Origin of the sequence: Streptomyces sp. NPDC059900, assembly GCF_050270335.1 — a bacterium.
In the GTDB taxonomy this organism is placed as follows: Bacteria; Actinomycetota; Actinomycetes; order Streptomycetales; family Streptomycetaceae; genus Streptomyces.
This window is the reverse complement of the sequence record NZ_JBNNJZ010000203.1, coordinates 1-13,435: the sequence shown is the minus strand read 5'-3', so window position 1 is coordinate 13,435 and position 13,435 is coordinate 1. Positions and strand designations below refer to the sequence as shown.

Genomic DNA, 13,435 nt, shown 5'->3' with positions numbered 1-13,435 from the left:
CCCTTAGGGGGACCCTGAGGGGTTTACCCCAAGGTCCCCGGGGGCCCTGAGGCTTCCGGGGACCTTGGGGACGCTGGGCCTCCCGGGATCAGCGACCGAGCACCGCTCCGTACGCCAGCGGATCCGAAGACGCGGGCGCGCCGATGGAGTTCGGGGTGACGGCGGTGCTGCCGGTGGCCTTCGCGCCGGGCAGGCCCCAGACGCCGCCGGACGAGGAGTTCTCGCCGGGGGAGGCGACGGACAGGTCCGGGACGCCGTCGCCGTTGTGATCGCCGAAGGCGAGGGCGGCCCCGAAGAGGTCGCCCGCCTCCGCGACGCCCGGGATGTCGGAGGAATCCTGCTGGTAGGCGATCGCGCTCGCCGCGCCCCCGGCATCCAGGATGCCGTTCTTGCCGCCCTTGAGGACGGTGACGCTGCCCGCGCGGGCAGCGCTGCCGATGGCCTCGCCGGGAGCGCCCGCGACCAGGTCGTCCTTGCCGTCGCCGTCGATGTCGGCGGCGGCGAGGGCGTTGCCGAAGTCGTCACCCTTTTCGGCGACACCGGGGACGCCGACGGTGTCCTGGTTGAGGGTCTGGCCCTCCCATTCGAGACCGTCGCCCTTCCCGTAGTGGATGTGGATGCCGCCGCCCTTGGCGAGCTCCTCGGGGCCGCACGGGTCGTCGATGTTCTCGTCGGCGATCTCGCGGCAGTTGCCGAGGGCGAGGTCGTCGCGGCCGTCGCCGTTGAAGTCGCCCGCGGCCAGCGCGTTCGCGGCGCTGTTGTCGCTGCTCCAGGTGAGGCCGAACTTGTACTCGTCCTTGCTGTAGTCGAAGAGCTGGACGTGCGACTGGGTGTAGGGCTGGTTCTGGGTGTAGAACGCGGCGGCGAGCTCGGGGCGGCCGTCGGCGTCGAAGTCGCCGGTCGTCATGACGGGGGCGCGCCCGCCCATGCGGTCGCCCATGACGGGCTCGGTGCGGGCGGCCAGCGGATTGAAGTTGGCGACGATCTGGTCCTTGCCGCCGATCGCCAGGTCGACGTCCGTGTCACCGGTGAAGTCGGCGGCGACGAGCGAGACTCCGTACGCGTCCTTCGCCTTGGCCCCGCGGGCGGCGGTGTTGGCCACGGAGAAGCCGTCGCCGGTGCCGTAGAGGACGGTGACGGAACCGGCGTCGGCCTTGCCGTCGATGTCCTCGCCGGGGGCGCCGATCACGAGGTCGGCGTACTGGTCGTCGTCCACGTGCGCGGCGACGACGGACCCCCCGAACCGGTCACCGGCCTCCGGCGTGCCGGGCACCTCGACGGTGGCCTGCGTGATGCGCCGGACGCTGCGCGGCTCCCCGTCCTCCGCGCCGAACACGACGCTCACCCACCCGGCCTTGGCCTTGCCGTCGACGGTGCCGTCGGGCAGTCCGACGAAGAGGTCCTCGTACCCGTCGCCGTCGAAGTCGGCGGTGAGCGGGGAGACAGCGGGCGCGGGCGCGGCACTCGCGCCGGCCGCGAGGGGGAGGGTGAGGCCGGTGGCGGCCAGGGCGGTCGCGATGGCGGCGACGACCAGGGTGCGTGGGCGCAGGGGCACGGGGGTCTCCAACTCGGCTATGGATACGGGCTTTTCGGTCGAGAGGGCCGGGCCCGCAGGGAGGGTCTGACGGAGGGTCAAGCGGGCCGGGCCCGCACGGAGGGGTGCGGGCCCGGCGTTCGGGGGTGAACCGGTGGCTCAGTCCGCGAAGTTGGTGCCGAGGCGGGGTGTGCCCGTGGCGGAGACGCCGACCGTGGACGTGTAGGTGCCGGTCGTGCCCTTGAAGGTGCCGTCGGTGCGGGAGGTGAGGTTGTAGAACGCTCCGTTGGAGCCGTTCTCGCCCGATGCTCCGGCGATGACGTCGCCCCGGCCGTCGTCGTTCAGGTCGTCGATGTGGACGTCGTGCCCGAAGAAGTCGTTCTTCTCGTTGGTGTTGGGGACGCCCGGCGTGTCCTGGCTGTAGAGCACCGAGCCCGCCGTGGAGAGGCCGGAGCCGTCCGCCGCGCCGTAGATGACGGTGATCGAGCCCGCGTCGGTGACTCCGTCCAGGTCCTCGCCGGGGGTGCCCACGACCAGGTCGAGGTGGCCGTCGCCGTTGACGTCGCCGAGGTCGAGTTCCGCGCCGAAGGAGTCGCCGTTCTCGCCGCCGCCCGGCACGCCCGCCGTGTCCTGGGTGATGGCCTGGCTGTCGCCGTACGGGCCGTTCGCGTTGCCCTTGACGACGTACACCGTGCCGCCCTTGTGGGCGCCGTCGATGCCCTCGTCCCAGGTCAGGCCGATGATGACGTCGCCGTAGCCGTCGCCGTCCGTGTCGCCCACGTCGGTGATGTAGCCGGCGGGCAGGCGCTGGACGCCGTTGGTGGTGACGCCGTTCGCGCTGCCGGGCAGCCAGAGGTTGGCGTTGTAGTCGTCGGCGGTGGAGTAGCCGTCGACGAGCAGGTCGTCCTTGCCGTCGCCGTTGACGTCCCCGGAGTGCAGGTTGAAGGGGCCCGCGCCCTCGCCGCTGTGGATGGGCGGGAGCACGGTGTAGCGGCCGCCGGTGGCGCCGGAGCGCTTGATGCCGCCGTCGAAGATGTCGATGGTGGCGGCGCCCGACGCGGCCCCGACGGCGAGGTCGTCCTTGCCGTCGCCGTCGAAGTCACCTGCCTGGAGGGGGCCGCCGAACCGGTCGTGTTTGGTGGGGCGCGGGTCCGTGATCGTGGAGCCGCCGGAGAGGCCGCTGGGGGAGCCCCACAGGACCTGGACCGTGCCGCCGTCCGCGTCGCTGCCGACGTCCTCGCCGATGGCGCCGACCGCGAGGTCGTCGTAGCCGTCGCTGTCGAAGTCTCCGTACGCGGTGTCGGCGCCGAAGATGTCGTCCTTCTCGGCGGTGCCGGGCACGCCCGCGCTGTTCTGGCTGTAGGTGACGTGGCGCTGCGTGGTGCCGCCGTACGTGACGACGACCTGGCCCGCCTTGTCCTTGCCGCCCACGTTGGCGTGCGGGGCGGAGGTGGCGAGGTCGGCCGCGCCGTCGCCGTTGAAGTCGGCGTCGTCCGGTTGCGCGGCCGCGGGGGCCGCGGTCGCGGTCGTCGCCGTGAGGGTGAGGAGTCCGCCTGTCAGGGCCACGGCGGCGGCTGTTGCCGTGGCCAGGCGGCCGGGTCTGTGGGAGGGGGTGCGCTTGTGCTTGGGCATGCGTGCTCCTTGGGCCGTGTTCGCTATGGGTGCTGTATGGGTGGGGGGTCGCCGGACGGGCTGAAATGACCGCCGGGCGGGCTTGAAGAAGGGCCACCGGACAGGCTGAACCAGCGGCTGCTCAGCGCAGCGTCCTGCCGAAGTCCGCGTCCCTGCCGCCCACCCCGAAGTCCGCGCCGTTGAAGGACGTCGCGTAGGACGAGGTGAGGCCCGTCGACGTGCCGCGCAGGACCCAGACGGCGCCGGCGTTCTGGGTCGTGCCGATGTCTTCGCCGGTCGCGCCGGCCGCCAGGTCCGCCTTGCCGTTCTTGTTGATGTCCTTGAGGCGGACGGACGACCCGAAGCTGTCCTTCGCCTCGGCGACACCGGGCACGCCCGCGGTCTCCTGGTGCCAGGCCTTGCCCGAAGTGAAGGCGCCCGCAGAGGACTTGAGCAGCGTGGCGCTGCCTGCCCCGGCGACGTCGCCCACCGTCTCGCCGGGCGCGCCCACCGCAAGGTCGGGGAGGCCGTCGCCGGTCACGTCACCCGCGGCCACGGACCCGCCGAAGCTGTCGCCCGCCTCGTCGGAACCCGGCACGCCCGCGCTCGCCTGGTTGTACGTGACCGGGGCGCCGAACTCCCGGTCGCCGCCGAACCGTACGGTGAACGAACCGCCCTTGCCGCCCGCCCCGTCGGACGAGTTGCCGGTGATCAGGTCGTCGCGTCCGTCGCCGTTGACGTCACCGGCGGTGGCCGCGTCGCGCGTCGCCGTCGGGTCGTCGCCCTCGCCGAGGACCTCGGCCTGGTAGCCGTAGTCGCCGGCGCCGCCGTTCATGTGGGCGGTGTAGGCGCCGCCGTCCGCGCGCTCCCCGTACAGGACGAAGCCGATGCCGTCCTTGACCTTGAAGTTGCCGCCGACCATGCCGTCCAGGCGTACGCCTTCGGGCAGGAAGTCGACTTCGAGGCCGTAGACCCGGCCGTTCTCGCCCGCTCCGGAGTAGTAGTACCAGTTGTCGCCGCTGATCACGGCCAGCTGGGGCGAGCCGTCGTCGTCCAGGTCGTTCCAGGTGGTGGCCTCGCCGTAGCGGCCCGCGGTGTCGGCGGGCGCGTTCAGGACCTTGCCGCCCGCGGTGAAGCCGCGCGAGCCGCCCCAGACGATGGTGACGGAGCCGGACGGCTTGCCCGTCACCTTCTCGCCGGGGGCGCCGACGATGAGGTCCGCGTAGCCGTCGTCGTTCACGTCGCCGCTGGTGATGTTCTCGCCGAACTCGTCCTCGGCCTCGGTGACGCCGGGTATCCCGGACGAGTCCTGGGTGAGGGTGGCCGCGCGGCCGGTCCCGACGCCGGAGGCCGAACCGAAGGTCACCGTCACGGAGTTGGTGGCCGGGTTGCCGATCGCGAGGTCGCGGTAGCCGTCTCCGTTGTAGTCGTCCTTGAGCGTGGACGCGGCGCTCGCGGTGCCCGCGAGCGGCAGCGTGAGACCCGCTGCGGCGAGAGCCGCGACGCTCGCGGTGATGGCCAGATTACGTACGCGCACGTGAGGCTCCCGGGAGTGGGGAATTGCTTCCGGGGGTGTGACATGCGGGACGTACGAATGGTTGTGCGACGGGGGCGACCAGGTGTCCGCAGGGTGAACGAGGGGCCTCCGCGTCCGGCCCTGCGCAGGCGCCGGACTACGCCCCGTCCCCCAGCGCCAGGAACTCCGCGGTGGAGAAAGTGACCTGAGGCTTGCGTGCGACGAGGTTGCCGCCCTTCAGCCCCGGATACACCCCCACCGTGTCCTTGCCGTCTCCGTCAGCCGTCCGCAGGACGAGATCGGCCCGCTTGTCCCCGTTGAAGTCCGCGACGGCGAGGACCTGCGTGGTGCCAACGGCGGAGGGGTTGACCAGCGCCGACGCGTTCCGGTCGATGCCCGTCGTACGTCCCCGGAAGACCCGCACCTCTCCGGTGGCGCCCCCGTCCCCGCTGCTGCCGCCGCTCAGGATCAGCTCGCTCAGGCCGTCGCCGTCGAGGTCGCCGGTGTCCACGGAGACGTTCTTCGACTCCATGGCGGCGCGCTGGGTGCCCGGCACGTCGTAGCGCAGGGCGACGCCGTTCGGCCCCGCGATCGCCGCGTCCATGCCCTTGCCCTTGCCGAAGCGCCCGAACGCGGTGTCCGTGCCCGCCGGGAAGAGCACCCCGGTCTCGGCGGGTCCCTTCGGGCCGCCCAGGACGAGCGCGCCCGCTGCGGCGCCGGACGCGTTCGCGGCCTTGCGGACGAGGAGGTCGTCGTAGCCGTCGCGGTCGACGTCCACGGCCCTGCCGGTGACGAGGTCGTTGCCGGGGGCGGCAAGCGGCTTGCCCGCGGCGCGGGGGGCGCCGGTCCGCTTGAACGGGCCGCGCAGGAACGTGAGCCGGGCGCCGCTCGCGTGCAGGACGAGGTCGTTCGCGCCGTCCCCGTCGAAGTCCCCGCACACGGGCTGGTCGGACCAGTCGTTGCCGAAACGCGACTTTTCGGGCACCCGCACCTTCACGGCCTTGCCCGCCAGGCCCTTGGGCGAGCCGAAGAGGATCTGCAACGGCACCGGGGGCTGGCCCTGACCGTCGTACGGCGGATCGGTGGAGACGAGCAGATCGCTGAACCCGTCCTCGTCGAGGTCGCAGGACGCCTCCGACTCGAAGGAGGCAGGCAGCTCGCCCTTGGTCCGCGCCCCGTTCTTGCGCGCGCTCAGCAACTGCCGTGCGCCGGGACGCAGTCCGCTCCCGGACCCGTACACGACGCCGATGCCCGCGTCGTCTCCGTGGCCGTCGTGCACCAGGTCGTCCAGTACGAGATCGGGGGCGCCGTCACCGTTGAAGTCGTCCTCGACCTTGCTGCCCTTGCCGCTCGGCACGGGCAGCTGTGCCGCGCCCTTGCCCGCCATGCTGACGGGCTTGTGCCGGGCGTCGGGCTTCGCGGCGTCGTCGCTGCCCCCGCACCCGGCGAGCAGCAGCGCGCAGCTGACCACGGCTGCCGTGCCCATGACACCACCGCGCCTCACGACGACACCACCGCGTCTGCCGCCACGTACGCCACGTATCCCGGCACTCCGCATGCCCATCACCCGCCCCGACCGCCCCAACCGACAACAACCAGCACATGATGCCCCCCTCGCGCGGGACACGAAAGGCCGGTCCCGCCCTCAGGGCGGAACCGGCCTCACGTACTGCGACTGACCGCTACTTCACCGGCTCGGGCTCCGGCTCGTCCGCGGTCTCCGACTCACCGGCGGGGTCCACCGGGGTCTTCACGGAGTCGAGCAGCAACTGCGCGACGTCCACGACCTGGAGGGATTCCTGCGCCTTGCCGTCGTTCTTCTTGCCGTTGACGGAGTCGGTGAGCATCACCAGGCAGAACGGGCAGGCGGTCGAGACGATGTCGGGGTTCAGCGACAGCGCCTCGTCCACGCGCTCGTTGTTGATGCGCTTGCCGATCCGCTCCTCCATCCACATCCGCGCGCCACCGGCACCGCAGCAGAAGCCGCGCTCCTTGTGGCGGTGCATCTCCTGCTGGCGCAGGCCGGGGACGGCGGTCATGATCTCGCGCGGAGGCGTGTAGATCTTGTTGTGCCGGCCGAGGTAGCACGGGTCGTGGTAGGTGATGAGGCCCTCGACGGGCGTCACCGGGATGAGCTTGCCCTCGTCGATGAGGTGCTGGAGCAGCTGCGTGTGGTGGATGACCTCGTAGTCGCCGCCCAGCTGCGGGTACTCGTTGCCGAGCGTGTTGAGGCAGTGCGGGCAGGTCGCGACGATCTTCTTCGCGGTCTTCGGCTTCGCCGACTCGGGCGTGACCTTGCCGTCGTCGTCGAGCTCCTCGCCGAACGCCATGTTCAGCGCCATCACGTTCTCCTGGCCGAGCTGCTGGAACAGCGGCTCGTTGCCCAGGCGGCGTGCGGAGTCACCGGTGCACTTCTCGTCGCCGCCCATGATCGCGAACTTGACGCCCGCCATGTGCAGCAGCTCGGCGAAGGCCTTGGTGGTCTTCTTGGCGCGGTCTTCGAGGGAGCCGGCGCAGCCGACCCAGTACAGGTACTCGACCTCGGTGAGGTCCTCGATGTCCTTGCCGACGACCGGCACCTCGAAGTCGAGCTCCTTGAGCCACTCAAGGCGCTGCTTCTTGGCCAGGCCCCAGGGGTTGCCCTTCTTCTCCAGGTTCTTGAGCATCGTCCCGGCCTCGGACGGGAACGCGCTCTCGATCATCACCTGGTAGCGGCGCATGTCGACGATGTGGTCGATGTGCTCGATGTCCACCGGGCACTGCTCGACGCAGGCGCCGCAGCTGGTGCAGGACCACAGGACGTCGGGGTCGATGACGCCGTTCTCCTCGGCGGTGCCGATGAGGGGGCGCTCGGCCTCCGCGAGAGCGGCGGCGGGAACGTCCTTGAGCTGCTCCTCGGTCGCCTTCTCGTTGCCCTCCATGTCCTTGCCGCCGCCCGCGAGCAGGTACGGGGCCTTGGCGTGCGCGTGGTCGCGCAGCGACATGATCAGGAGCTTCGGGGAGAGCGGCTTGCCGGTGTTCCAGGCGGGGCACTGCGACTGGCAGCGGCCGCACTCGGTGCACGTACTGAAGTCGAGGAGCCCCTTCCAGGAGAACTGCTCGACCTGGCTGACGCCGAAGACGTCGTCCTCGCCCGGGTCCTCCCAGTCGATCGGCTTGCCGCCGGACATCATCGGCTGGAGCTCGCCGAGGGTCGTGGAGCCGTCCGCCTCGCGCTTGAACCAGATGTTCGGGAAGGCGAGGAAGCGGTGCCAGGCGACGCCCATGTTGGTGTTGAGCGCGACCACGATCATCCAGATGAACGAGGTGGCGATCTTCAGCATCGCGAAGAAGTACGTGAGGTTCTGGAGCGTGGAGAGATCCATGCCGCCGAACCAGGACACGAAGGGGTACGAGATGAAGAACGAGGCCTCGTAGCCGTCCACGTGGTGCTGGGCACCCTCAAGGGCGTGCAGCGTGAAGATGCAGACGCCGACGATGAGGATGACGGCCTCGACGAAGTACGCCTGGCCCTTCTTGGAACCCGCGAAGCGGGACTTGCGGCCCGGCTTGTTGTCGGGCTTGCTCAGCTGCCGGATGACGATCAGCGTCACGATGCCGACGACCGTCATCGTGCCGATGAACTCGACGAACATGTTGTACGGCGCCCACTCACCGATGATCGGCAGCATCCAGTCGGCTTTGAAGAGCTGGCCGATGGCGTTGACGATGGTGAGGAGCAGCGAGAAGAAGCCCACCGCCACGAACCAGTGCGCGACGCCGACGACGCCCCAGCGGTTCATGCGGGTGTGGCCGAGGAACTCCCTGGCCACGGTGACGGTGCGCTGCACGGGCTGATCGGTGCGGGTACCGGCGGGCACGTTCTGGCCGAGCCGCATGAACTGGTAGATCTGCACGATGGCACGGCCGAACAGCGCGACGCCGACCGCGATTAGGACCAGCGACACGATGATCGCGGCGAGTTGCATTTGGGGGCTCCTCGGGCCTGCGAGGCGAACTATTACTAAGCGGTAACTTATGCAGTCCGTCTGAGACTACCCACTTACTCAGCCGCACTGTAGCCAGCAGGGCGGTGATCTGCGTCGCTCAGGCAACCCTTGCCGCGCATGGCGCCCCAAAGGGGCGCGGGGAACTGCGCGATCAGCCGAGACGGACCCGCAGCCGAGAGCCGGTCCCGCAGGTAAAGCGCCTAGTTGCGCGTAAGGCCGGGATAAGAGTTGAGTGCCCTCGACTCACTTCTGTTGACGCAAGCGCAGCGCTCATGCATCCTTGAGCCAGATCCACTCAAGAGTTACATCTGGAGGAACCGAAATGGCACGTGCGGTCGGCATCGACCTGGGCACGACTAACTCTGTCGTCAGCGTTCTTGAAGGCGGCGAGCCCACCGTCATCACCAACGCCGAGGGCGCCAGGACCACGCCGTCCGTCGTCGCCTTCGCGAAGAACGGCGAGGTGCTGGTCGGCGAGGTAGCCAAGCGCCAGGCAGTCACGAACGTCGACAGGACCATCCGCTCCGTCAAGCGCCACATGGGCACTGACTGGAAGGTGGACATCGACGACAAGGGGTTCAACCCCCAGCAGATCTCCGCGTTCATCCTGCAGAAGCTGAAGCGCGACGCCGAGTCGTACCTGGGCGAGAAGGTGGCCGACGCGGTCATCACCGTCCCGGCGTACTTCAACGACTCGGAGCGCCAGGCCACGAAGGAGGCCGGCGAGATCGCGGGCCTGAACGTCCTGCGCATCGTCAACGAGCCGACGGCCGCCGCCCTGGCGTACGGCCTCGACAAGGACGACCAGACGATCCTCGTCTTCGACCTCGGTGGCGGCACCTTCGACGTGTCCCTCCTGGAGATCGGCGACGGCGTCGTCGAGGTGAAGGCCACAAACGGCGACAACCACCTCGGTGGTGACGACTGGGACCAGCGCGTCGTCGACTACCTGGTCAAGCAGTTCAACAACGGCCACGGCGTGGACCTCTCCAAGGACAAGATGGCGCTCCAGCGCCTGCGCGAGGCGGCCGAGAAGGCCAAGATCGAGCTGTCCTCCTCCACGGAGACCTCGATCAACCTCCCGTACATCACGGCGTCCGCCGAGGGCCCGCTGCACCTGGACGAGAAGCTCACGCGCGCCCAGTTCCAGCAGCTCACGTCCGACCTGCTCGAGCGGTGCAAGAACCCGTTCAACAACGTCATCAAGGACGCGGGCATCCAGCTCTCCGAGATCGACCACGTCGTTCTCGTCGGTGGCTCGACCCGTATGCCCGCCGTCGCGGAGCTCGTCAAGGACCTGACCGGCGGCCAGGACGCCAACAAGGGCGTGAACCCGGACGAGGTCGTCGCCATCGGCGCCGCGCTCCAGGCCGGTGTCCTCAAGGGCGAGGTCAAGGACGTCCTGCTCCTCGACGTCACCCCGCTGTCCCTCGGCATCGAGACCAAGGGAGGGATCATGACCAAGCTCATCGAGCGCAACACCACGATCCCGACCAAGCGCTCCGAGATCTTCACGACGGCCGAGGACAACCAGCCGTCCGTCCAGATCCAGGTCTACCAGGGCGAGCGCGAGATCGCGGCGTACAACAAGAAGCTCGGGATGTTCGAGCTCACGGGCCTGCCGCCGGCCCCGCGCGGTGTCCCGCAGATCGAGGTCGCCTTCGACATCGACGCCAACGGCATCATGCACGTGACCGCGAAGGACCTGGGCACGGGCAAGGAGCAGAAGATGACCGTCACCGGCGGCTCCTCGCTGCCGAAGGACGAGGTCGACCGCATGCGCCAGGAGGCCGAGCAGTACGCGGACGAGGACCACAAGCGCCGCGAGGCCGCCGAGTCCCGCAACCAGGGCGAGCAGCTCGTCTACCAGACGGAGAAGTTCCTCACCGACAACGCGGACAAGGTCCCCGGTGACGTGAAGACCGAGGTCGAGTCGGCCGTCGAGGAGCTGAAGGAGAAGCTCAAGGGCGACGACACGGCGGAGATCCGCACGGCCACCGAGAAGGTCGCGGCCGTCTCCCAGAAGCTGGGCCAGGCCATGTACGCGGACGCTCAGGCCGCCGGCGGCGAGGGCGCAGCCCCGGGTGCCGAGGGTGCCGAGGCCCCGAACATGTCCAAGGACAAGGACGACGACGTGGTCGACGCCGAGATCGTCGACGACGAGAAGCCCGGTGACGCGAAGGGCGGCGCCGCATGACCGAGGAGACTCCGGGCTTCGGCGACAACGCCGAGAAGCCTGACGTCCCCTCCGGCGCCACCCCTGATGACGCGGCGTCGCAGGCCGCCGAGCCCTCCACCGAGGAGGGCCCGGCGGCCCCGGCCGGGGACGCAAGCAAGACATCCGCCCAGTCGGGTCAGTCCGACCGGTCCGACCGGTCCGCCCAGGACGTCGGCCTGGTCGCCCAGCTGGACCAGGTGCGCACGGCGCTCGGCGAGCGCACGGCGGACCTCCAGCGGCTCCAGGCGGAGTACCAGAACTACCGCCGCCGTGTGGAGCGGGACAAGGTCACCGTCAAGGAGATCGCCGCGGCGAACCTCCTGGGCGAGCTCCTGCCGAGCCTCGACGACATCGGCCGCGCCCGGGAACACGGCGAGCTGGTCGGCGGGTTCAAGTCGGTGGCGGAGTCCATCGAGACCGTCGTCGCCAAGATGGGCCTCCAGCAGTTCGGCAAGGAGGGCGAGCCCTTCGACCCGACGATCCACGAGGCTCTGATGCACTCGTACGCCCCGGACGTCACGGAGACGACCTGCGTCGCGATCCTGCAGCCCGGGTATCGCATCGGCGAGCGCACCATCCGCCCCGCGCGGGTGGCCGTGGCCGAGCCGCAGCCCGGTGCGCAGACGGTCAAGGGCGAGACCGAGTCCGCCGCTCCCGAGGACTCCGCCGAGCCGGCGGAGGACAAGGAGACCGGTGGCCCGGACGAGGGCTGACCTGACGGAGTTGTTGTGAAGCGAGAGGAGGGACGTCGAGGGTGAGCACCAAGGACTTCATCGAGAAGGACTACTACAAGGTCCTCGGCGTCCCCAAGGACGCCACCGAAGCCGAGATCAAGAAGGCGTACCGGAAACTCGCACGCGAGAACCACCCGGACGCCAACAAGGGCAACACCAAGGCGGAAGAGCGCTTCAAGGAGATCTCCGAGGCGAACGACGTCCTCGGGGACCCCAAGAAGCGCAAGGAGTACGACGAAGCGCGTGCTCTCTTCGGCAACGGCGGCTTCAGGGCCGGTCCCGCGGGCGCGGGCGGCGGCGGTTCGTTCAACTTCGACCTGGGCGACCTCTTCGGAGGCGGCGCCCCGGGCGGAGGAGCGGGCGGTGCCGGCGGCGGCTTCGGGGGCGGTCTGGGTGACGTCTTCGGGGGCCTGTTCAACCGAGGCGGTACGGGAGCGGGCGGCGCGGGCACGCGTACGCAGCCCCGGCGCGGCCAGGACATCGAGTCCGAGGTCACGCTGAGCTTCACGGAGGCGGTGGACGGGGCCACGGTCCCGCTCCGGATGTCCTCCCAGGCTCCCTGCAAGGCCTGTTCCGGCACCGGCGACAAGAACGGCACGCCGCGCGTGTGCCCGACCTGCGTCGGCACGGGCCAGGTCTCGCGGGGAGGCGGCGGCGGCTTCTCGCTGACCGATCCCTGCGTGGACTGCAAGGGCCGCGGGCTCATCGCCCAGGACCCCTGCGAGGTCTGCAAGGGCTCGGGCCGGGCGAAGTCGTCCCGCACGATGCAGGTGCGGATTCCGGCGGGCGTCTCGGACGGCCAGCGGATCCGGCTGCGCGGCAAGGGCGGTCCCGGTGAACGGGGCGGTCCGGCGGGCGACCTGTACGTGGTCGTGCACGTCGACTCCCACAAGGTCTTCGGCCGCAAGGGCGACAACCTGACGGTGACGGTCCCGGTGACGTTCGCAGAAGCGGCACTGGGCGGCGAGGTCAAGGTGCCCACACTGGGCGGCCCCGCCGTGACGCTGAAGGTGCCCGCGGGCACCCCCAACGGCCGTACGATGCGCGCGCGGGGCAAGGGCGCGGTCCGCAAGGACGGTTCGCGGGGCGACCTGCTGGTGACGGTGGAGGTGTCGGTTCCGACATCGCTCTCCGAATCGGCGAAGGAAGCCCTGGAGTCCTACCGCAAGGCGACTGCGGACGATGATCCGCGGGCAGAACTGTTCCAGGCCGCGAAGGGAGCATGAGATGGACGGCCGTCGTCGACAGTCTAATTTTGGGCGGGCGTACCAACTGACCGACGAGACGCCGGTCTACGTCATCTCGGTGGCCGCCCAGCTGAGCGGACTCCACCCGCAGACCCTGCGCCAGTACGACCGCCTGGGTCTGGTCTCGCCGGACCGCACGGCGGGCCGCGGCCGGCGCTATTCGGCCCGCGACATCGAACTGCTGCGCACGGTGCAGCAGTTGTCGCAGGAAGAGGGCATCAACCTCGCCGGCATCAAGCGCATCATCGAGTTGGAGAACCAGGTCGCCGCGCTTCAGGCGAGGGTGGTCGAACTCTCCAACGCCGTGGAGGGCGCGGCTGTCGCGATGCAGCAGCGCGAGGCGGCGGTGCACGCTTCGTACCGCCGCGACCTGGTCCCGTACCAGGACGTGCAGCAGGCGAGCGCGCTGGTGGTGTGGCGTCCGAAGCGGGCGTCGGAGCAGTAGCTCTTAAGTAATGTGAGTGGGGGCCGGGAAGCGCACGCCGCGTCCCCGCCCCCACACACGGTTTTGTGTGGTGTTCACGGGGGGGGTTGGTGGTGTGTATTATAAACAAATTACGCAGGCGACGATTACTATGGTTTATTT

At 69.9% G+C, this 13,435-nt stretch carries 9 protein-coding genes; 4 read left to right on the top strand and 5 right to left on the bottom strand.

What is annotated here, in order from left to right; genetic code table 11:
* Positions 1 to 88: 88 nt before the first annotated feature.
* From ACQKIP_RS24325 to ACQKIP_RS24305, 5 genes are all read right to left on the bottom strand, one after another.
* Entirely contained in the window at positions 89 to 1,555 is a 1,467-nt protein-coding gene (locus ACQKIP_RS24325) for an FG-GAP and VCBS repeat-containing protein (protein ID WP_365859136.1), read from the bottom strand.
* 138 nt (positions 1,556 to 1,693) lie between these two features.
* Positions 1,694 to 3,166, bottom strand: a complete 1,473-nt coding sequence (locus ACQKIP_RS24320) for an FG-GAP repeat protein (protein WP_365859134.1) — start codon at positions 3,164 to 3,166, stop codon at positions 1,694 to 1,696.
* Positions 3,167 to 3,287: 121 nt separating this feature from the next.
* Complete coding sequence (locus ACQKIP_RS24315; protein WP_365859132.1) at positions 3,288 to 4,682, bottom strand: hypothetical protein; 1,395 nt, start codon at positions 4,680 to 4,682, stop codon at positions 3,288 to 3,290.
* A gap of 136 nt (positions 4,683 to 4,818) precedes the next feature.
* Positions 4,819 to 6,147: an FG-GAP repeat domain-containing protein gene (locus ACQKIP_RS24310; RefSeq protein WP_365859130.1), complete on the bottom strand. Its 1,329-nt coding sequence runs from the start codon at positions 6,145 to 6,147 to the stop codon at positions 4,819 to 4,821.
* Positions 6,148 to 6,343: 196 nt separating this feature from the next.
* Complete coding sequence (locus tag ACQKIP_RS24305; protein ID WP_365859128.1) at positions 6,344 to 8,629, bottom strand: (Fe-S)-binding protein; 2,286 nt, start codon at positions 8,627 to 8,629, stop codon at positions 6,344 to 6,346.
* Between the two features lie 343 nt (positions 8,630 to 8,972).
* Between ACQKIP_RS24305 and dnaK the strand changes: the two genes are divergently transcribed.
* The 4 genes from dnaK to ACQKIP_RS24285 are packed head-to-tail and all read left to right on the top strand — an operon-like array spanning position 8,973 to position 13,294.
* Positions 8,973 to 10,847 (top strand): molecular chaperone DnaK, encoded by a 1,875-nt coding sequence (gene dnaK / locus ACQKIP_RS24300; RefSeq protein WP_365859126.1) that lies wholly within the window; start codon positions 8,973 to 8,975, stop codon positions 10,845 to 10,847.
* The gene (gene grpE, locus ACQKIP_RS24295) at positions 10,844 to 11,581 is read left to right on the top strand and encodes a nucleotide exchange factor GrpE (protein ID WP_365859124.1); all 738 of its coding nucleotides are present in this window, start codon (positions 10,844 to 10,846) and stop codon (positions 11,579 to 11,581) included. Before dnaK ends, grpE begins: the two co-directional genes overlap by 4 nt.
* A gap of 41 nt (positions 11,582 to 11,622) precedes the next feature.
* A complete protein-coding gene (gene dnaJ, locus ACQKIP_RS24290) occupies positions 11,623 to 12,828 on the top strand; it encodes a molecular chaperone DnaJ (protein ID WP_365859122.1) in 1,206 nt (401 codons plus the stop codon).
* Between the two features lies 1 nt (position 12,829).
* The gene (locus ACQKIP_RS24285; protein ID WP_365859120.1) at positions 12,830 to 13,294 is read left to right on the top strand and encodes a heat shock protein transcriptional repressor HspR; all 465 of its coding nucleotides are present in this window, start codon (positions 12,830 to 12,832) and stop codon (positions 13,292 to 13,294) included.
* Positions 13,295 to 13,435 lie beyond the last annotated feature (141 nt).